The following is a 20,193-nucleotide window of genomic DNA, read 5'->3' on the forward strand; positions in this document are numbered from 1 at the left end:
CCATCTTCTGCAGATGGCTTTACTTGCGTGTGAAAACCATTTTATAATATGAAACAAAGGTCAAAAATAGTCAAAAACGGAGGGGTTTCAATGGATGTAAATAAAATGACGCAAAAGCTTCAGGAAGGAGTTATGAATGCACAATCTGAGGCCATCAAGCGAGGTCATCAAGAAATTGATAGTCTACACTTGCTTTACTCATTGATTCATCAGCCAGATGGAATTGCGGTTCGTATTTTAGAGCACTTACATATTGAAACAGAGAAGTTTGTAAAAAGTGTAGAAGCGGAGCTAGCGAAAAAGCCGTCTGTAACAGGTTCAGGTGTTGAAGCTGGCAAAATATATATTACGTCTGCTCTACAGCAACTGCTCGTTAAAGCTCAAGAAGAGGCAGACGGTTTAAAAGACGAGTACATGGCGGTGGAGCATTTATTTTTAGCCGCTGCTAATGGGGCCTCTACAACTAGCTTGGGAAAGTTGTTTAGCCAGTATGGAATCACGAAGCAAAAACTAATGGAAGTTCTGCAAAAAATTCGTGGCAACCAGCGCATTACGAGCCAAACACCAGAAGGCACATATGAAGTTTTAAGCAAGTATGGTCGTGATTTGGTAGCAGAAGTACGAGAAGGCAAAGTAGATCCTGTTATTGGACGAGATCAAGAAATTCGTCGCGTGATTCGAATCCTGTCTCGTAAAACAAAGAATAATCCAGTATTAATCGGAGAGCCAGGCGTTGGGAAGACGGCGATTGTAGAAGGACTTGCACAGCGTATTGTGCGAAGAGATGTGCCGGAAGGATTAAAGGATAAAATGGTGTTTGCTCTAGATATGGGAGCCTTAGTAGCAGGAGCGAAGTTTCGCGGTGAATTTGAAGAGCGTTTAAAAGCGGTGTTACAAGAAGTCAAAAAAAGCAATGGCCAAATTTTATTATTTATTGATGAGCTTCATACCATTGTAGGAGCTGGCCGTACAGATGGAGCCATGGATGCTGGAAATTTACTCAAGCCAATGCTTGCTCGCGGTGAACTTCACTGCATTGGAGCAACAACCCTGGATGAATACCGTCAATATATTGAAAAAGACCCTGCGTTAGAGCGCCGCTTTCAGCAAGTGTTAGTTGAAGAGCCAACGGTAGAAGATACGATTTCTATTCTTCGAGGGTTAAAAGAACGATTTGAAATTCATCACGGTGTAAACATCCATGACCGGGCTCTTGTTTCAGCTGCTGTTATGTCAGATCGCTACATATCTGACCGTTTTTTGCCCGATAAAGCAATTGATCTGATTGACGAAGCGTGTGCAACCATTCGAACAGAAATTGATTCTATGCCAGCAGAATTAGATGAGGTAACAAGAAGAGTCATGCAGCTGCAGATTGAAGAGGCTGCATTAAGTAAAGAAACGGACTTTGCTAGTACACAGCGTCTAACCGCTATTCGGGAAGAAGTAGCGAATTTAACTGAAAAAGCAGACGTGATGAAGCTTCAATGGGAGAAGGAGAAGCAGTCCATTCAAGCTGTCCAAGACGTCAGGGAAAAGCTAGAAAAAGCAAAGCGAGATCTAGAAGAAGCAGAAGGGCGTTATGACCTAAATAAAGCAGCAGAGCTTCGTCATGGACATATTCCAGCCTATGAGAAAGAATTAAAACAGCTTGAGGCCGAAGCTGCAAAAAAACAAGAGTCTCGTTTGCTGCGTGAAGAAGTTACGGAAGAAGAAATTGCAGAAATTGTGGGACGATGGACAGGCATTTCAGTGTCAAAGCTCGTAGAAGGAGAGCGAGAAAAGCTGTTAAAAATGGAATCTATTTTAAAAGCGCGCGTAATTGGGCAGGATGAGGCGGTGTCGCTTGTAACTGATGCGGTGATTCGAGCACGAGCAGGCATTCAAGATCCAAATCGCCCAATCGGTTCGTTTATCTTTCTGGGCCCAACTGGAGTTGGAAAGACAGAATTAGCTAAAACGTTAGCTGAAACGTTGTTTGACAGCGAAGATCATATTATTCGTATTGATATGTCTGAGTACATGGAAAAGCATGCAGTTTCACGCTTGATTGGTGCTCCTCCAGGATATGTTGGCTATGAAGAAGGAGGACAGTTAACGGAAGCTGTTCGTAGAAAACCATACTCCGTGGTCTTGCTGGATGAAATTGAAAAAGCACATCCAGAGGTGTTTAACGTGCTCCTTCAAATGTTGGATGATGGAAGGATAACAGATTCAAAAGGAAAGACCGTTGATTTTAAAAATACGATTATTATTATGACATCGAATATTGGTTCACAAACACTGTTAGAAGGTTTAACAGAAGATGGAAACATTGAGGAGTCAAGTCGAGAACAAGTACTTCAGCAGCTTCGCCAGCATTTTCGACCTGAGTTTTTAAATCGTGTGGATGACACGATTTTATTTAAGCCACTATCAGTGAGTGAAGTAAAATCAATTATTGAAAAGCTTCTTAAGCAGCTTGAAAGCCGTTTGCAAGAAAGACATATTACGCTGACACTAACTGAAGAAGCAAAAAATTACATTGCGAAAGCAGGGTTTGATCCTGTTTATGGTGCGCGCCCGCTTAAACGATTTATTCAAAAGTATGTTGAAACTAAAATTGCTAGGGAATTAATTGCTGGCCATATCACAAATCATAGCGATGTAGTTATTGATAATAGAGGTGAAGAGTTCATTATTGAACAATAAATAAAAGACCATTTAGTGATTGCTAAATGGTCTTTTTGTGCTTTTTAAAAACGAAGTGTATTCTCGTAAGCATTGGAGCTATAGAATCGATCTTTTTAATGAGCAAAAAACTACCTTTGTGAGAATGGATTTTTACTATTGACTATAATTGTAAGCGCTTATAGAATGAGTATAAATTATTGAATTCGCTTTCTTAGCAAAGCACTATTTGGGATCCTAAAAGAAACAATGGACAGTAAACAATTATGCGTATACTTGTTTGGTTTCAAAAGAACTTATACAGATAAAGGAGGAAAGCAATAGTAAACTAGAGAAAGGTGATGCTAACGAAATAAGCGATATTAAGGGATAACAAGCTAATAGCAGAGCACCTAACGAAAGAGTCAACAACGCGCTTTTTTTCATTTCTATAAAGAGGTGAAGAGAAAGCCAGACTAAAATGAAATAAAATGGAATCATACATACGAGCGTAAATAAACGATAGCTATGTAACACCTGCTCGTTTATAAATGAAAAAATTCCGTTGAAAATTACGACCATATATAATATGAAAAAAAATAAGTCGTTAATTTGCACGAAAAGAAGACAAGCTCTTACTTTCATTACTTTGTTTAGCGCTTGTTGAATCAATAGCGTATAAAAAAAAGTAAGCAGCAGTATAAATAGATTCATTAAAGAGGTATAGAAATCATCGAACTGTCTGACAAAAAACAGTATGATGATATGAAAACAGCTAATTGTAAGCGTTACAAAAGTAGATGTTTGCTTCAAAAATATCTCTCCTTCATCAAAATGCACACGACAGAAAATAGAAAAGGGTGTTCATCAATGAATATAGTCACTGTGGGATCATTTATATTCTTTACCGTTTTAGTAGCATATATTTCATATCGCTTTACTCGCGATGAAAATCTTGAAACATCAGAAGGATATTTTTTAGGGGGAAGAAGCTTAACTGGTTGGGTTATTGCTGGGTCTCTGTTATTGACGAACTTATCAACAGAGCAGCTTGTAGGCTTAAATGCGGATGGTTATTCGTTTAATATGTCCGCAATGGGCTGGGAAGTAGGTTCTTCAATCGCTCTTGTATTGGTTGCGTTATTTTTACTTCCACGCTATTTAAAAGGTGGAATTACAACAATTCCAGACTTTCTAGAATCTCGATTTGATTCAGGCACTAAACAGATTGTTACCATTTTATTTTTATTTGGCTATGTACTAAATTTATTACCTCCTATTTTATATTCAGGAGCCACTGCACTAAGCAGCATCTTTAATGTTCAAGGCATGTTTGGAGTTAGTTCAACGACCGCGCTGTGGATTACAGTATGGGGAATTGGAATTATTGGATCAATTTACGCAATATTCGGAGGATTAAAAGCGGTTGCTGTATCAGACACGGTAAATGGCATTGGTTTATTGATTGGAGGATTAATGATTCCATTTTTAGGGCTGATGGCTTTAGGTGATGGTTCACCAGTTGATGGATTCAATAAAATTATGGAAAATACCCCCGAGAAGCTAAACTCAATCGGTGGAGAGAAAGATCCCGTGCCGTTCAGCACGATGTTTACGGGAATGCTACTTGTAAACTTGTTTTATTGGGGAACAGCACAGCATATTATGCAGCGTGCATTAGCTGCCAAAAATCTTAAAGAAGGGCAAAAAGGGTTAATTATTGCAGCATTTCTAAAGCTATTAGGACCAGCATTTTTAATTATCCCTGGTATTATTGCATTTAATATTTTTGGACCAGGACTTCCACCGATGGAAGCGTATCCAAAGTTGGTTAATCATGTATTGCCAACGCCACTTGTTGGTTTCTTTGCCGCTGTATTATTCGGAGCTATTTTATCATCGTTTAACTCAGCGTTAAACTCGAGCGTTACGCTTTTTGTTTTAAATATTTACAAGCCTTATTTTAAGCCAAAAGCTACGGATAAAGAGCTTGTAAAAAATGGAAAAGTAGTAGGCGTATTCTTAGCTATTTTTGCAATGTGCGTAGCGCCTTTAATTGCAAATGTACCAAACGGATTCTTTGCATATCTTCAGATGGTTAACGGTTTTTATAACGTTCCAATCTTTACGATTGTATTTATCGGCTATGTAACGAAAAAAGTGCCTGCGGTTGCAGCAAAAGTGTCATTAGCTGTATTTATCTCAATCTATGCGGTAACGCAGCTAGTATGGGATACAGGCTTACACTATCTTCACATTTTAGCCATCTTATTCGTTTTATGTAGCGGATTAATGTTTATCATCGGAAAAATTGCTCCAAAGCAAGATCTATATGTGTTAGAAGATCAAAAAGCAGTAGATTTAACTCCTTGGAAGCTTCTGTATCCGATGGGAATTGCAGCGGTTCTTGCAATGTTAGTAGTTTACGCGCTCTTTTCACCAATTGGAATTGCTTCTTAAGACAAAAGAGGCTGGGATATAAATATTTCAGTCAACGAAATATCCGACCGATTGCTAACCTGCAATCGGTCGGATATTTTTTGTTCGTTCCGAAAACAAGTTGAAAAACTGGTGGAATGAAGCGTAAAAGACGACTTCTGCGGGAAAGAGAGAAAGAGCTGGGAACCCGCAGCGAAGCGAACAGGCTGGGATTCTTCCCCGCGGAAAGCAAGTGTCTGGGGCGCAATGTAACAAACTTGTCTCTAGAGAGTAGAGTATTTTACGGGTTGAATGAATATTTCTTATCTTGCATATTGTCGAACGAAGTACTATCCTTTAAGATAATAAGCACAAAGCGTAATTCGATTAGAGGTTAAGGAAAGGAATCGGTTGAATTTATGAAAGAACATGTTGAGCGCGTATATGATGAGGCATATGACTTTATTGATCAAGCACTTCAACAAATTAGAAGCGTTGAATGCACTGAAGAAGCAGATGATGAAATAAAAGAAAAAAGACAGCGTACGGAAATTGCTTTGCAAGCAGCACGCGACATTTTAGAAAATATGATTATTCCGGGTAAGAAACTTACTTTTATTTATGAAAACGGCTCTGTTGTTGTAGAAATACCGGAAAAATAAATGAAAATCCCTTTGTTGTCGAGAATCTTGGACAACAAAGGGATTTTTTTTGCTTGTACGATTATTTTGGAAGAGTAAAAAGCTCATCAATTGATGCGTTGCTCTTTCGATACTGTCCAGGCGTCATATTTGTGGTTTTACGAAACACCTTCGTAAGGTAATTAGCATTGGCATAGCCGACATTTTCTGCAATCTCTTCAATTGAGTATTTTGTTTGGTTCAAAAGTTCAGCTGCTTTTTGAACCCGCATCTTTGTTAAATATTGAATCGGAGTCAATCCCGTTGTTTGCTTAAATAAGCGGCTGAAGTGATAGCGAGATAAATTTGCTGATTCCGCCATTTCATCTGGGCCGATTTCTTCATGATAATGGTTTCTAGCAAATAAGATAGAGCTAATAATGCTCTCAGGCCAGTCTTCAGTAAAGGAGTCCATATTCTTTACATATTGATAAAGCTCCATTACAAAGCGATAGCACAGGCTTGATGCATAAAATGGATCTGTAATGTTTTTTTCACTTGCTCCCTTATAGATTTGAGCCAGAAGCTGTATCGGTGCTGATTCGGGGTGGAATCGAATGACTGACTGGAACTTTGTTTTGATGTAATCCCAGCATTTTTTCACTTCATCACCATACAACGTTAAAAAGATAAATTCCCAATTTTCACTCTCTTTAGGTAAATAATATCTATAGTCTCCCGGCGTGCTGACAATAAAGGCTTTACCTGCATCTACCTTATATTGAGTTCCGTCTACTTCAATCATTCCATATCCAGACACTGTATATTGAAAAATATATTTCCCTACCTCTTTTCGCTGTTTCCCGCTCCAATTATAAAGAGGAGAGTATACTTCATCCCATCCCACTGACCATAGCTGTGCAACATCACTGGTACGGGATTCGAAGAAACGATAAGCATAGGTAGCATATTCTTTTGTTTGAAATTGTGGTAGCAAATTTTCACCTTCTTTTTTAAAAAATGTTGTTATTTATACTTTAACGTAATCGTTTTCATTTCGCTATATATATTTCACTTTATTTATGAAAATATTAAAAAAGGAGACTGAGACATAAGTAATTCAGTCCTTACTATACCTGAACGATTGAGAGTTCATAACTTTTAATCGTTCAGGTTTTTTGGTTGATTGTGAAAACAATGTTGGAAACAGGGTGGAATGGAGCGTAGGACACTCGACTCCTGCGGGAAAGAGAGGGAAAACGGAGATCCCGCAGCGCAGCGAGGAAGCTCAGGTTCCTCCCCGCGGAAAGCGAGTGACCGTAGCGCAATGGAACGAACGAGTTGAGACAAATCAAAGAGATGGGAACAGCGAGTGTTCGTCTTTTAGAAGCAATCATTTTGTTATGTCCCAAACTCTTTACATTCTCAAAAGATATCCACTGTTTTTATTAGCAGTGGGTGTTCATAATTGTAAGTTTGTTAGCAAGAAATTACCGTTTACAGGGATTATTTTTACCATTGAGAAAACGTGCTTAACGCTTTTAAAATAGAGACATGAATACGTTTACAGTTTGGCGATAACGATATAAAAAAGAAACAGGTGATGTGACATGATAGGTGAATTAATTAAAAAGTTTCAAGAAATCTTTCAAACAACGGAAAACGTTCGTTGCTTCTTCGCACCAGGACGCGTTAATTTGATTGGTGAACATACAGATTATAACGGAGGGCACGTATTTCCATGTGCTTTAAGTATTGGAACATACGCAGTTGTGCACAAGCGAAACGATCAGAAGGTTCGTATGTACTCGGCAAACTTTGAGGATAAAGGTGTAATAGAATACAAGCTTGATGAGCTTGTATTTGAAGAAGAACATGATTGGGCCAATTATCCAAAAGGAGTAATTAGCACATTTGTTAAAAATGGCTATGAACTAAGAAATGGATTTGACGTGTTATTCTATGGCAATATTCCAAATGGTGCTGGTTTATCTTCTTCAGCGTCTATCGAATTAGCAACGGCTGTTTTAGTAAATCAATTAGAAGAATTAGATATTGATATGGTCGAGATGGTTAAGATGTCACAGCAAGCGGAAAATGAATTTATTGGCGTTAGCTGTGGAATCATGGATCAATTTGCAATTGGAATGGGGAAAGAGGATAAGGCAATTCTGTTAAATTGCCAAACACTTGACTACACGTACAGCCCGCTTCAGTTAGAAAATGCAGTGTTAGTAATTGCAAACACGAACAAGCGAAGAGGGCTAGCAGACTCCAAATATAATGAACGCCGTTCTGAATGTGATCAAGCATTAGCAGACTTAAAAAGTAATTATGAGCTTGAGTCATTAGGCGATCTAACGAAGGCACAGTTTGAGCAGTTAAAACATTTGATTAAAAACCCAACGAATCAAAAGCGTGCAAAACACGCAGTTTATGAGAATGAACGAACAAAAGAAGCTGTGGTAAAGCTGAACAACGGTGATCTGCAAGGGTTTGGTTTATTAATGAACGAATCTCACCGCTCACTACGAGATGACTATGGAGTTACGGGAAAAGAATTGGATGCATTAGTTGAAGCTGCTTGGGTTCAAGAAGGTGTGATTGGTTCTCGAATGACAGGAGCAGGGTTTGGTGGTTGCACAATTAGTATAGTGAAAGAAAATAAGGTCGATTCATTTATTTCTGAAGTAGGCGCTGCTTATACAAAAGCAACAGGCTTACAAGCAAACTTTTACGTTGTTGAAGTTGGAGAAGGCGCACGAGAATTAGCATTGGAAACGGTATAAAAGGAGGAGCAAGAATGGCTGTATTAGTATGTGGAGGAGCTGGCTATATCGGTAGCCATACGGTAGCAGAGTTATTGAATAAAGGGAAAGACGTAGTCGTTGTTGATAACCTTCAAAAAGGTCATAAAGAAGCGATTTTAGAAGGCGTACGTTTATATGTTGGCGATTTAAGAGATACCGAGTTTTTAGATGAAGTTTTTCAGGAAAACGAGATTGAATCGGTTGTGCACTTTGCAGCGGATTCTCTTGTTGGAGAAAGCGTAACAGATCCTTTAACATATTATGATAACAATGTGTACGGCGCACTTTGCTTGTTAAAAGTGATGAATAAACATGGTGTTAAGCACATTGTATTTTCATCCACGGCTGCAACATATGGAGAAGCAAAGAACTTTCCAATTTTAGAAGATGATCCAACAGAGCCAACAAACCCTTATGGTGAAACGAAGCTAGCAATTGAAAAAATGCTGAAATGGTCAGAGAAAGCGTATGGACTTCGTTATGTTGTTCTTCGCTACTTCAACGTTGCAGGTGCTCATATGGATGGGAAGCTAGGGGAAGATCATACGCCAGAAACACACTTAATACCAATCATTTTACAAGTAGCTCTTGGAAAACGTGAGCATATCTCAATTTTTGGTGCCGATTACGATACGAAAGACGGTACGTGCATTCGAGATTATATTCACGTAACAGATTTAGCTGATGCGCATGTATTAGCGCTTGAAAAGTTAGCGCGTGACAATACAAGCGGTACCTACAATTTAGGGAACGGAAACGGCTTTACAGTTAAAGAAGTAATTGATGCTGCGCGTAAAGTGACGAATCATTCCATTCCAGCTATCGTTGCGCCGAGACGTGCGGGAGACCCAGCCAAACTAGTAGCATCTTCTCAAAGAGCAATGGATGAACTGGGTTGGAATCCACGCTATACGTCAATGGAGCAAATGATTGAAAGTGCATGGAAATGGTTTCAAGCACATCCGGAAGGGTATAAACAGCCTCAGCGATAAAAAGCTGTTAGAAAATAGCTTAGCCATAGATTACGGAACGAGAAGAGAGGAAGGTTGTATGTCAGTCAACATTCATGAACAAATTCAAAGACTTATTCAATACGGATTGCAAAAAGAGCTTATAACAGCATGGGACGTTGATGTTGTTCGGAATAAGCTGTTAGAAATACTGCAGCTCGATGAATATATCCCAGCGGCTGTTAGCCAAGAAACCTATGAAAATCCGGTTGATATTTTAGAGAAAATGCTTGATTGGGCGGCTGAACACAATCTAATAGAAGATACCATTACGTACCGAGATTTACTAGATACAAAAATCATGAGTAGTTTTGTGCCGCTTCCATCTGAGGTTAATCGCCGTTTTTATCAAACATTTCAACAAGAAGGCGCGCAGCAAGCTACGCAAGATTTTTATCAATACTCAAAAGATGTTCACTATATTCGAACAAATCGAATTGCTAAAAATGAGGGGTGGCTGACTGATACACCGTATGGTCAGTTAGAGATTACGATTAACCTATCAAAGCCAGAAAAAGACCCAAAAGCAATTGCTGCGAGCAAGACGTTGAAGGAGAGCTCATATCCTAACTGTCTGCTTTGCAAAGAGAATGCGGGCTATGCGGGACGTGTTAATCATCCAGCTAGACAAAACCATCGCATCATCCCTGTTGAACTTGCAGAAGAGCAGTGGTACCTGCAGTTTTCACCTTACGTTTATTATCAAGAGCATGCGATTGTCTTTTCCGGTGAACATACGCCAATGAAAATTTCATCGGCTACGTTTGAACGTCTACTATCATTTACGGACCAATTTCCGCATTACTTTTTGGGGTCAAATGCAGATTTGCCCATCGTAGGAGGATCCATTTTAACTCACGATCATTTTCAAGGTGGAAATCATGAGTTTCCAATGGCTAAAGCACACGTAGAAGCAACTTTTACAATGGAAGACTATCCGACAGTTAAAGCGGGAATTGTCAGGTGGCCGATGTCCGTTATCCGCTTGCAGAGCACTGATAAAAAGGAGCTAGTGGAATGCGCTAATCATGTATATAAAACATGGCAGCAGTACAGTGATGAAAGCGTTGGGGTTCATGCTTTCACAGGGGAAACGCCGCATAATACGGTAACCCCAATTGCGAGAAGAAGAGGAGAATTATTTGAGTTAGACCTTGTTCTTCGAAATAATCGAACGAGTATCGAGCATCCCGATGGTATTTACCATCCTCATCAAGAAGTCCACCACATTAAAAAAGAAAACATTGGGTTGATTGAAGTGATGGGACTTGCGGTATTACCGGGTCGCTTACAAGAAGAAATGCGTCTAGTCAGTGAATACTTGGTTAATGGAGATTGTACAATTCGAGATGAGCATGCACATATTCAAAAGCATGAAGCATGGATGAAACGGCTCCGAGAAAGCTATGAAGGCTTTACTAAAGAAAATGTCCAGCAAATTATTCGTAAGGAGCTTGGTACCACATTTATGACGATTTTAGAGCATGCTGGTGTATTCAAGCGAGACGAGCAGGGGAAAGAAGCTTTTCATCAATTTACAAAGCAGCTAAAAAAACAAACGGCACGTAGCGAATAACCTAGAAAACATTCTTACATTCATTTGATAAATAAACAGCTAAAGGGAGACTGAAAGATATGTATATTGGTGTTGACTATTATCCAGAACAATGGCCTAAAACAAGATGGGCAGAAGACGTACGCTTAATGAAAGAACTAGGTATTAATGTTGTGCGTATTGCTGAATTTGGTTGGCAGTTAATGGAGCCCGAAGAAGGAGTATATGACTTTTCACTATATGATGAAGCTATCGAACTATTAACAAGTAACGGAATCAAAGTAGTGCTTGGTACACCAACTGCTACGCCACCAGCTTGGATGATTCATAGCTATCCAGAAATTTTACCGGTTGATGAAAACGGAGTAACTATTTCCTTTGGAGCGCGTAGACATTACACGGTTAATAGTGGAAAATACCATCAGTTTACGAAGAAAATCGTAACAAAAATGGCAGAAAAGTATGGTCAACACCCTGACATCATCGGTTGGCAGGTAGACAATGAATATGGCCATGAAAAGTCAGATCGTAGCTATGGAGCCCTTGATCGCGCTGCTTTTCAATGCTGGTTAAAAGAAAAATACCAGACGCTTGATGAGTTGAATCAGCAGTGGGGAACGGTATTTTGGAGTCAAACGTATACGGACTGGTCACAAATTCCAACGCCGCGTAAAGTTTATCAAGAGCATAACCCGAGCCTTCTTTTAGACTTTGACCGCTTCTGTGCAGATGCTTATACGGCTTATAATAAGCTTCAAGTTGATATCTTACGCTCCATTGTTCGTAAAGATCAATTCATTACGCATAATTTTGTATTTACAGATCAAGCCATCAATCAATGGGATATGTCAAAGGATTTAGATTTTGTTTCGTTTGATAATTACCCTGTCTGGGGCGGTTTAGCTGAACCAATTAAGCCAGCAGCAATCGCTCAGCAGCACGACTTATGTCGCTCTGCAAAAGGTGGAAAAAACTTTTGGGTAATGGAAGAATTATCGGGAGCGCAAGGGTGGAGTCGTATTGGCTACTTACCGCGTCCAGGTCATATTAAGCTGTGGACGTATCAAGCGATTTCTCGAGGAGCAGAAGCAATCGTTTACTTCCGCTGGCGTGCAGCTCAGTTCGGGACAGAAGAATTTTGTCATGGGATTTTAGATCATGATGGGTTACCAAAGCGCAAGTATGAGGAAGTAAAAGAAGTTATTCAAGAACTAAAAACGTTTGGTGATGAGTGGATTAATGCGTCATATGAAGCGGAAGTAGCAGCTTACTATGATATTGAGAATGCATGGGCGTGGGGAATTCAGCCTCAAAGTGATGCATTTGCTTACAAGCAAGAATTTCTTCGCTTCTATCGCCCTGTGCATAGTGCAAACGTATTAACAGATTTGGTTACGGCTGCAGATGACTTAGCGCGCTACAAAGCGGTTATCGTGCCAATTTACTTCCTAACAAATAGTGAGTTTACGGAGAAGTTAAAGCAGTTTGTTTCAAATGGTGGAACAGCTATTTTATCTTATCGTGCAGGTGTAAAAGAAGAAAACAATTTTGTCACAGGACAAACGCTTCCAGGTGCATTATCAGAGTTTACGGGTATTCAAATTCATGAATATGAATCCCTACAAACATCACAACAAAATATGGTTGTAGGCACAAAAGGTACGATAAAAGGGCAAGAGTCAACAGCAACGATTTGGTGTGACTTAATTGAGCCAACAACAGCTGAAGTGCTGGCAGAGTACAAAGGTTGTTTCTATGAAGGCACTGCTGCTATAACTAAGAATAGTTTTGGGAAAGGCACTGTTTATTATATCGGTACAGCGCTTGAAGATGCTATGTTAGATGGATTATATGATGATATCTTAGCTGAAGCGCAAGTAGACACATTTAAAACAAATGGTGAAGTTGAAGTTGTAAAAAGAGGTCAATTCTATAGCTTTTTAAATCATTCAACAACAGAGACAACACCAGTTGAACTTCCAGATGGAACATGGAAGACTGCCGCAACAAATGAGCTTGTAAAAGGTGAATTAATGCTGAAGCCGCTTCAAGCAGTGGTGTTAATTAACGAATAAAAAGAACCGCTAGCAAAAGCTAGCGGTTCTTTTAATGATGAGTGTCAATAGGTTCGTTTGGAACACCGGCTTCACCAAGTACAACAACTAACAGCGTAAATACCACGCTGATAATCGAAGCGGTTGCAAAATCAAACGCTTGACCAGACATAGAAGAAATAACATAAACCGACATGTTAATTAATAAAAATCCCCAAAATAAAGCAGCAATAATGCGCACAACTTTCACCCCATTCACAGTACAGTTTGATTTTATTTTATCATAGCGTTTACAAAGAAGAAATTGAATTTTTTATGAATAGTATTTTCTATTCAGTGCGTTTATACACAGAGTCCTTTTTTGTTTAAAAAAATGTATAGCGTATTGATAAACTCATGAATAAATAGGCATTCGAATCGGTCACATTGTGACGCTTTGTCATAAGCTGTATGAAAGGAAAGTAGCTTTTTATACGGAGGATCAGTCATGATGCATCGACGTTTTTTTAGTCTAGATACTCAATGGAATGTCGTACATGTACCAGAAAAGCCGAATGGTTTCGGTGTGTTAGTACTTGGTGATAAAGACCACTTTGTTGAAAGCTCTACAAGTCTTTGGATTCAGCACGGTGGCAGATCTCAACTGCTGCAATATTTACAAGATGAAGGCTATACTGTTTTTTATTCAAACTTATACGGACGCCATTGGGGCAGCCCGAAAGCCAACCGCTTAGCCAAACAGTTATATCACTTGGTTATGAAACAAGAAATCTTAAATAAACGCATTCATATTTTAGCCGAGGGTATGGGAGCATTGCTTGCCATGCAGTTAATGGAAGGCGGAGAAACGTTTATTCGATCGGTAGCTCTTTTGAACCCGTGTATTGATTTGCATACGCATGCTAGTCATGAGAAACAGAATAAATTTTTTTACAAGCAATTTACAAGAGATATGACGCTAGCCTATGATGTAGAGCGTAAACAAGTTGCGAAAATGATTGCTCAGTATCCTACATGTGAACAATTAACGTCTACACTGCCTGTAAAAATTTGGACGACTGCTAATGAAGTCACCCACTATCCGCTTATTCACAGTAAGCAGTATGAGCAGCATCGCCTAAGCTTACAATCACCGATTTCATTGTCGCTTTATCTAATGGAAAAAAAATATTTGTTTGAACGTTCGCTTTTACAATTTTATAAACTAAATGAAAAAGTGTTATAAGGAGAGCTCCTATGATTATACATATCATAGGAGCTTTTTTTCTGAATAAGACTGGGGGAGAAGAAATGGGGAATTTTGTAGTGATAGGAGCGAACCGCTTTTTGGGGTTCCACCTTTGTACGGCGCTATTAGAAAATGGAGAAGAAGTGAGCGGATCTGTTCATAAAGCTCATACTTCAGAAACGAGTTTGCAAAATGAAATGGGGTTGCTGCTAGGACGAAATGCTAATTTTGAAAAGCGAACGGATCGTGATGTTCTAGAGATGATTACATCTGAAACAGATGCTGTATACTTTGCATACTTTGACGGTGGCGACTTTTATCATGATGATTTTTTACGAGAAGAGATGAATAATGCATATCAAACGTTGCGTGATGTAGTAAAAAAATGCATTCAGACTCATACCAAGCTAATCTTTACGTCATCTTTACGAGTATTTGGAAAAAAACAGCTAAAAGTAAGAGAAGAAACGAAGCCTGAACCTGACAATAGCGAAGGGCGCCTTTTTCTACAGTTTGAGCAGCTTATTGATAAGTATCGCGAAAAAGGATTAATGTGCATTATTGTCCGAATACCAAACTTGTATGGCCCATGGCAGCCGCTTTCTATGTACTATTCGCAGCTATTAAGCAATCAAAAGCCAGCGGATATAAGAGAAGGTACCGATTATATTGCGTATATTGAAGATGTTGTACCTGCCTTTTTAAAATGTAAAGAAGAAAGAGCAAATGGAAACGAAGTGATTCACTTACTTGATCAAAAAATAGAAAAGTGGGAAGATGGTGCACAGTTACTGAACAAAGATTACGTAGAGGAAAATAGTCGACATGAAGCGTATGAGTATAGTAAAAAAGCAAAAACACTTTTAAACTATGAAACAAAAACAACCTTAAAAGAGGGGATTCGCGCTCAAAGAAGGCATATGAGAACATTCTTCTAGTCATAGTGATGACTTACTAAAAACAGAAGCTATACTGGTTGTACTTTTGCATAATAATCGCTAATATAAAATGTGAAACGAAAGAACAGATTCTTTATATGAAGGAGAAAGAATGATGGAACAACAAATGCAGTTTATGCAAATCGCAATGAAGTATTTACCAGAAGCAAAAGAGATTTTAGATCAAACAGGCGTAGAGCTTTCTATGGAGCACGTTCAGCCAGTTTTAGGGCTTTTAACAAAAGTAATGAATGATGCTTATGAACTTGGTAAAGAAGATGCGTTAAAAGAGCAGAATGAAAAATAACAGTCCACTCTGGACTGTTATTTTTTGTCGAGGAAGCGATCAAGGAGTGGAGAAAGCTCAAGCAGTAGGGGAGCCAATTCATCGATTGAAACGATAATCTCATCAATTTGAGTAAGCAAGGATTCCCAGTCTACTTTTTCTTCCTCTTGCTTAGGAGAACGACCAAACATCACTTGTGAGAAAAAGTCAGGTGAGCGTCTGCGCGCCATGTTGTCTCATCCTTTCTTGGTAAGAGTAAAAACATTGCGTATAAACACTATATGTAGAAGCCATTAAATTCGACTAGGACAAACACCTATATAGACAAAAAATAAAAAATGAAGTAAAATTAGTACCAACTCATAATATTTGATTATATAAACTGTAAAAGATATAGAAACGATCATCTTAGTAGCGAGGATTGATCAAAAAAGGCTGCTTTGTTTTATACAGGCAGTCGCGTTAAGGTGTGTAGTTCCCACATCTTCTATAAAAGGAGTGAAGAATATGAACGCTGGTGTAATTGGAATTGGACGTTATGTACCAGAGAAAATTTTAACAAACTTTGACCTTGAAAAAATGGTTGATACTTCAGATGAGTGGATTCGTACAAGAACGGGTATCCAAGAAAGACGAATCGCTGCAGATAATGAAGATACATCTGATTTAGCGTATAAAGCGGCAGTAAATGCACTAGAAAATGCAAATATATCAGCTGAAGACCTTGATATGATCATCGTCGCAACCGTGACGCCCGACCAGCCGTTTCCAACGGTTTCTTGTATGCTACAAGAAAAGCTAGGGGCGAAAAAAGCAGCAGCTTATGACGTGAGCGCAGCTTGTGCAGGCTTTATGTACGGTGTTATTACCGCAAAGCAGTTCATTGAAACGAATGCTTATAAGAATGTCTTAGTGGTTGGTGTTGAAAAGCTTTCAAAAATTACAGATTGGAACGATCGTAATACGGCCGTGTTATTTGGTGACGGTGCTGGTGCGGTTGTTGTTGGACCTGTATCAGAAGGTCGAGGCATTTTATCATTTGAACTAGGTTCAGATGGTACGGGTGGAAAGCATCTGTATCAAGATGAACATGATCATATCATCATGAACGGCCGAGAAGTATTTAAATTTGCGGTGCGCCAAATGGGTGAGTCAGCTATTAATGTTCTTGATAAAGCTGGGTTATCAAAAGAAGACGTGGATTTCTTAATCCCACACCAAGCGAATATTCGCATTATGGAAGCGTCAAGACAGCGATTAGATTTACCAGAAGAAAAGATGTCAAAAACGATTCAATACTATGGGAATACATCTGCTGCGTCAATTCCGATTTCAATTGTGCATGAATTGGAGCAAGGTAAAATTAAAGATGATGATCTACTCGTAATGGTAGGTTTTGGCGGTGGCCTTACATGGGGTGCAATCGCAATTAGATGGGGAAGATAATTGTAGATAATTTCTTGAAGGAGATGAAGCTAACATGAGTAATAAACGTGTTGTTGTAACAGGTCTTGGAGCGGTAACGCCATTAGGAAATAACGTGGACACAACTTGGGAAAATGCAGTTGCGGGTGTATCAGGTATTGGCCCATTAACTCGCTTAAATCCAGAAGAATTTCCTGCAAAAGTAGCTGCGGAATTAAAAGATTTTAATGTTGAGGAATTTATCGACAAAAAAGATGCACGCAAAATGGACCGCTTTACGCAGTATGCGTTAGCAGCTTCCAAAATGGCTGTTAAAGATGCGGACTTAACCATTACAGACGAAATTGCACCAAACGTAGGAGTGTGGATCGGATCTGGAATTGGAGGAATGGAAACGTTCGAAAACCAGTTTGAAACATTGCTTTCAAAGGGTCAGCGTCGCGTAAGTCCATTCTTTATTCCAATGATGATTCCGGATATGGCTACTGGTCAAGTATCAATTGCTCTAGGTGCAAAAGGGGTAAACTCTTGTACTGTGACGGCATGTGCAACTGGTACAAACTCAATCGGAGATGCATTTAAAGTTATTCAGCGTGGAGATGCTGATGTGATGATTACGGGCGGAACAGAAGCACCAATTACAAAGCTGTCGATCGCTGGATTCTGTGCAAACAAAGCGCTATCAACGAATCCCGACCCAGAAAAAGCTTGTCGTCCTTTTGATAAAGACCGTGATGGGTTTATTATGGGTGAAGGTGCAGGAATCGTTGTCTTAGAAGAACTTGAACATGCGCTAGCACGCGGTGCACGCATTTATGCAGAAATTGTGGGCTATGGTTCTACAGGTGATGCGCATCATATTACAGCACCAGCTCCAGGAGGAGAAGGCGGCGTTCGCGCAATGAACAAAGCTATTGCTGATGCAGGTCTTGAGCCACAAGATATCAGTTATATTAATGCTCATGGTACAAGCACTGAGTATAATGACAAGTTTGAAACAATGGCGATTAAAGAAGTGTTTGGAGATTATGCTAAATCAGTAGCGATCAGCTCAACAAAATCAATGACGGGTCATTTACTAGGAGCAGCTGGTGGTGTCGAAGCAATCTTTAGCGTAAAAGCTATTGCTGATGGTGTTATTCCACCAACAATTAACTATGTGACGCCTGATGAAGAGTGTGATTTAGACTATGTTCCAAATAAAGCTAGAAAGCAAGAAGTGAAGGCAGTATTAAGTAACTCTTTAGGCTTTGGTGGTCATAACGCAACGATTATCTTTAAAAAATATGAAGCTTAATAGAAAAAGCGCAGCGGCTAATCCGCTGCGCTTTTCAGATTGACGAGAAACCTGTAAGGTTCTCGTCAACATAAAAAAGCTGTTTTACATGGTAAAACAGCTTTTTTATGTTGAAAATATAGAAACCAAAAAAACGTCTCCTACATAAGATGAAAGCGACAGTAATTTAAATTGAAGGTGATATAATGCCGGTTGTCGCTACGTTAAAATGGACAAAAGAAAAAGAAGTTGTAACCCGCCTTGAGCGTTATTTTAAAGATTTATCAAAAGACAAATTCTTAGATGTTTTAGTCGGATATGGAATGTGTCCACCTTCATCAACCTTTATGCTTGAATTAGAAAAGATAGGAAAGAGACATACTCTTTGGAAAAAGGTAAAGAGGAAATTTGAGCTGTTGAAGCATGAGTGGGGAGGACCAGATGTGCCGGTATTTTTGCTGCCCAGCAATCCTCATAATCATAAAATGCAAAGAGAATTTCATGGCAGAGCAGGAGTGGCGTTTACAGATAAAATTTTCGTACTGTTAACTAATCAAACGACTGATGAAGAAGTTCTCTCTGTTTTAACACACGAATATCATCATGCTTGTCGGTTAATGCAGATGAAAAAAAGTGATCGAACCATTACTTTATTAGATGCCATGCTGATGGAAGGCTTAGCTGAATTAGCCGTAAAAGAGCATTGTGGAAAGGCGTATTTAGCACCTTGGACATCTTATTATACGTATGAAGAAGTAAAAAGGTTTTGGAACAAGTATGTAGAGGAATATATAGAATTAACACCTCGTGATAAAAAATACGATGATTTATTATATGGCCATAAGTGGTACCCAACAATGTTAGGATACAATATTGGGTATCAAATGATTAGTAAAGTGTCTCAGCAGTTTGGGTATGACACACAAAAATTTTTTCAGCTTACATCAGAAGAAATTTTAAGTAAATCAACTTTTTAAAATCAAATCGATATATGTGTTTGTCAGAAGGTCTGACAAACACATATATAATAGTAGAAACTCGAAAAAAGAAAAGAAATAACGATACAAAAAGCTTTGAAAAAATTAGAAAGAAAATAGTATGTTTTGGAATAAAACTTCCTTTGTCTGCCTATACTGAGGGGTAACAAACAGTTAGTAAGTGAGGGGTAAAAAATGCTATATCTTCATGATGTATGGGTTAATTGGTTTGAAGGCGAAGAAAATGGTTACAATGTTTGTCATTTTCATGAATGGCGAAAAGATGATTGTGTGGAGCTGCTAGATCAAGCGCCGTTGTTAAAAGTAAGTCCTTTATTATTCAGTTATATTGAAAATGATCTTTCCGAATTACCTCAACAGTTACTACAAGATGTTTATCAAAAAGCTTATATTCGGAAAAATCATGAGCGTACGCAAGTAGAGTATTGCTTTATTGTAACAGATGGAACGAATATCCTAGCAGTGGATACAATGGGATATCAAATTCCAATTCGTAAAAGCAGGCTTATTCCAAGACAGGAACAGCTTGTGTATGAAATGATTGCTGATCAAGAAGTAATCGATTATAAATTTACAGAATCTGAATTAGTTGGCAAAGAATATCATATTTTATCGCCATCACCTGTAACAATGAGCGGGCTAACTCGAAAAGAGCGCCAGTTAAAGCAGCTGTTGTTCATGGCATTAGATCAACTACATACAACGAAAAACACAGCTCAAATTCGCTATTGGTATACAGAGTGGAATCCAACGGAATACGAAGATATTCAAATCATGTCATTTGAAGACGTTTGGTCCAAGCTCTATGAAGAAACAAAGCGAGGGTGGTCATCAAAGCATCGTCAATTATGTGAGCATCTTATTAAAGGACAACCTTTCTTTGAAAAGCTTTGGGAGATTGAGCAAGAGCCAAAAGTAAACTAAAA

At 38.9% G+C, this 20,193-nt stretch carries 17 protein-coding genes; 14 read left to right on the forward strand and 3 right to left on the reverse strand.

Annotated features, from left to right (window positions below):
* Positions 1–90 precede the first annotated feature (90 nt).
* The 3 genes from clpB to LZP85_RS02300 all read left to right on the forward strand — a co-directional run bounded on the left by clpB (position 91) and on the right by LZP85_RS02300 (position 5,729).
* Positions 91–2,691, forward strand: a complete 2,601-nt coding sequence (clpB, locus tag LZP85_RS02290; RefSeq protein ID WP_119543190.1) for an ATP-dependent chaperone ClpB — start codon at positions 91–93, stop codon at positions 2,689–2,691.
* Positions 2,692–3,519: 828 nt separating this feature from the next.
* Entirely contained in the window at positions 3,520–5,109 is a 1,590-nt protein-coding gene (locus LZP85_RS02295; RefSeq protein WP_119543189.1) for a solute:sodium symporter family transporter, read from the forward strand.
* A gap of 377 nt (positions 5,110–5,486) precedes the next feature.
* Positions 5,487–5,729 carry a hypothetical protein gene (locus LZP85_RS02300; protein ID WP_025908171.1) on the forward strand — a complete coding sequence of 81 codons (243 nt, stop codon included), beginning with the start codon at positions 5,487–5,489 and terminating at the stop codon, positions 5,727–5,729.
* Positions 5,730–5,790: 61 nt separating this feature from the next.
* Here the strand turns inward: LZP85_RS02300 and LZP85_RS02305 are convergent, their stop codons facing one another.
* Positions 5,791–6,684 carry an AraC family transcriptional regulator gene (locus LZP85_RS02305; RefSeq protein ID WP_119543188.1) on the reverse strand — a complete coding sequence of 298 codons (894 nt, stop codon included), beginning with the start codon at positions 6,682–6,684 and terminating at the stop codon, positions 5,791–5,793.
* 613 nt (positions 6,685–7,297) lie between these two features.
* Here LZP85_RS02305 and LZP85_RS02310 point away from each other — a divergent pair.
* The 4 genes from LZP85_RS02310 to LZP85_RS02325 are packed head-to-tail and all read left to right on the forward strand — an operon-like array spanning position 7,298 to position 13,137.
* Positions 7,298–8,476: a galactokinase gene (locus LZP85_RS02310; protein ID WP_119543187.1), complete on the forward strand. Its 1,179-nt coding sequence runs from the start codon at positions 7,298–7,300 to the stop codon at positions 8,474–8,476.
* A 14-nt stretch (positions 8,477–8,490) separates the two neighbouring features.
* Positions 8,491–9,489, forward strand: coding sequence for a UDP-glucose 4-epimerase GalE (galE, locus tag LZP85_RS02315; RefSeq protein WP_119543186.1), 999 nt, complete (start codon positions 8,491–8,493; stop codon positions 9,487–9,489).
* A gap of 58 nt (positions 9,490–9,547) precedes the next feature.
* Positions 9,548–11,083, forward strand: coding sequence for a UDP-glucose--hexose-1-phosphate uridylyltransferase (gene galT, locus LZP85_RS02320; RefSeq protein WP_119543185.1), 1,536 nt, complete (start codon positions 9,548–9,550; stop codon positions 11,081–11,083).
* Between the two features lie 59 nt (positions 11,084–11,142).
* Entirely contained in the window at positions 11,143–13,137 is a 1,995-nt protein-coding gene (locus LZP85_RS02325; RefSeq protein ID WP_119543184.1) for a beta-galactosidase, read from the forward strand.
* 31 nt (positions 13,138–13,168) lie between these two features.
* Here LZP85_RS02325 and LZP85_RS02330 read toward each other — a convergent pair whose 3' ends face one another.
* Positions 13,169–13,357: a YjzD family protein gene (locus tag LZP85_RS02330; protein WP_025908164.1), complete on the reverse strand. Its 189-nt coding sequence runs from the start codon at positions 13,355–13,357 to the stop codon at positions 13,169–13,171.
* Positions 13,358–13,603: 246 nt separating this feature from the next.
* On the opposite strand from LZP85_RS02330, the gene LZP85_RS02335 reads away from it, so the two are divergent.
* The 3 genes from LZP85_RS02335 to LZP85_RS02345 all read left to right on the forward strand — a co-directional run bounded on the left by LZP85_RS02335 (position 13,604) and on the right by LZP85_RS02345 (position 15,589).
* Positions 13,604–14,341, forward strand: a complete 738-nt coding sequence (locus LZP85_RS02335; protein ID WP_061785438.1) for an alpha/beta hydrolase — start codon at positions 13,604–13,606, stop codon at positions 14,339–14,341.
* 65 nt (positions 14,342–14,406) lie between these two features.
* Positions 14,407–15,282, forward strand: a complete 876-nt coding sequence (locus LZP85_RS02340) for an NAD-dependent epimerase/dehydratase family protein (RefSeq protein WP_025908162.1) — start codon at positions 14,407–14,409, stop codon at positions 15,280–15,282.
* 112 nt (positions 15,283–15,394) lie between these two features.
* Positions 15,395–15,589 carry a ComZ family protein gene (locus tag LZP85_RS02345; RefSeq protein WP_025908161.1) on the forward strand — a complete coding sequence of 65 codons (195 nt, stop codon included), beginning with the start codon at positions 15,395–15,397 and terminating at the stop codon, positions 15,587–15,589.
* A gap of 17 nt (positions 15,590–15,606) precedes the next feature.
* On the opposite strand, the gene LZP85_RS02350 is transcribed toward LZP85_RS02345, so the two are convergent.
* On the reverse strand, positions 15,607–15,798 hold the full coding sequence (locus LZP85_RS02350) for a hypothetical protein (protein WP_025908160.1): 192 nt from the start codon (positions 15,796–15,798) through the stop codon (positions 15,607–15,609).
* A gap of 277 nt (positions 15,799–16,075) precedes the next feature.
* Here LZP85_RS02350 and LZP85_RS02355 point away from each other — a divergent pair, with 277 nt between their 5' ends.
* The 4 genes from LZP85_RS02355 to LZP85_RS02370 all read left to right on the forward strand — a co-directional run bounded on the left by LZP85_RS02355 (position 16,076) and on the right by LZP85_RS02370 (position 20,191).
* Positions 16,076–17,014, forward strand: a complete 939-nt coding sequence (locus LZP85_RS02355; protein ID WP_025908159.1) for a beta-ketoacyl-ACP synthase III — start codon at positions 16,076–16,078, stop codon at positions 17,012–17,014.
* Between the two features lie 34 nt (positions 17,015–17,048).
* Positions 17,049–18,290 (forward strand): beta-ketoacyl-ACP synthase II, encoded by a 1,242-nt coding sequence (gene fabF, locus LZP85_RS02360; protein WP_061785439.1) that lies wholly within the window; start codon positions 17,049–17,051, stop codon positions 18,288–18,290.
* A gap of 185 nt (positions 18,291–18,475) precedes the next feature.
* Positions 18,476–19,246: a DUF2268 domain-containing putative Zn-dependent protease gene (locus LZP85_RS02365; RefSeq protein ID WP_119543111.1), complete on the forward strand. Its 771-nt coding sequence runs from the start codon at positions 18,476–18,478 to the stop codon at positions 19,244–19,246.
* A gap of 195 nt (positions 19,247–19,441) precedes the next feature.
* On the forward strand, positions 19,442–20,191 hold the full coding sequence (locus LZP85_RS02370) for a YjbA family protein (RefSeq protein ID WP_025908156.1): 750 nt from the start codon (positions 19,442–19,444) through the stop codon (positions 20,189–20,191).
* Positions 20,192–20,193: the final 2 nt, after the last annotated feature.

This window comes from Priestia flexa (assembly GCF_021441905.1).
Taxonomy (GTDB): Bacteria; Bacillota; Bacilli; order Bacillales; family Bacillaceae_H; genus Priestia; species Priestia flexa.

Excerpts from the sequence above, each read along its gene's own strand:
- LZP85_RS02300 (WP_025908171.1), top strand. The coding sequence starts at position 5,487 with ATGAAAGAACATGTTGAGCGCGTATATGATGAGGCATATGACTTTATT.
- LZP85_RS02350 (WP_025908160.1), bottom strand. The coding sequence starts at position 15,798 with ATGGCGCGCAGACGCTCACCTGACTTTTTCTCACAAGTGATGTTTGGT.
- LZP85_RS02345 (WP_025908161.1), top strand. The coding sequence starts at position 15,395 with ATGATGGAACAACAAATGCAGTTTATGCAAATCGCAATGAAGTATTTA.
- galT (WP_119543185.1), top strand. The coding sequence starts at position 9,548 with ATGTCAGTCAACATTCATGAACAAATTCAAAGACTTATTCAATACGGA.
- LZP85_RS02370 (WP_025908156.1), top strand. The coding sequence starts at position 19,442 with ATGCTATATCTTCATGATGTATGGGTTAATTGGTTTGAAGGCGAAGAA.
- fabF (WP_061785439.1), top strand. The coding sequence starts at position 17,049 with ATGAGTAATAAACGTGTTGTTGTAACAGGTCTTGGAGCGGTAACGCCA.
- LZP85_RS02310 (WP_119543187.1), top strand. The coding sequence starts at position 7,298 with ATGATAGGTGAATTAATTAAAAAGTTTCAAGAAATCTTTCAAACAACG.
- LZP85_RS02355 (WP_025908159.1), top strand. The coding sequence starts at position 16,076 with ATGAACGCTGGTGTAATTGGAATTGGACGTTATGTACCAGAGAAAATT.
- clpB (WP_119543190.1), top strand. The coding sequence starts at position 91 with ATGGATGTAAATAAAATGACGCAAAAGCTTCAGGAAGGAGTTATGAAT.
- LZP85_RS02365 (WP_119543111.1), top strand. The coding sequence starts at position 18,476 with ATGCCGGTTGTCGCTACGTTAAAATGGACAAAAGAAAAAGAAGTTGTA.
- LZP85_RS02295 (WP_119543189.1), top strand. The coding sequence starts at position 3,520 with ATGAATATAGTCACTGTGGGATCATTTATATTCTTTACCGTTTTAGTA.
- galE (WP_119543186.1), top strand. The coding sequence starts at position 8,491 with ATGGCTGTATTAGTATGTGGAGGAGCTGGCTATATCGGTAGCCATACG.
- LZP85_RS02325 (WP_119543184.1), top strand. The coding sequence starts at position 11,143 with ATGTATATTGGTGTTGACTATTATCCAGAACAATGGCCTAAAACAAGA.
- LZP85_RS02335 (WP_061785438.1), top strand. The coding sequence starts at position 13,604 with ATGATGCATCGACGTTTTTTTAGTCTAGATACTCAATGGAATGTCGTA.
- LZP85_RS02340 (WP_025908162.1), top strand. The coding sequence starts at position 14,407 with ATGGGGAATTTTGTAGTGATAGGAGCGAACCGCTTTTTGGGGTTCCAC.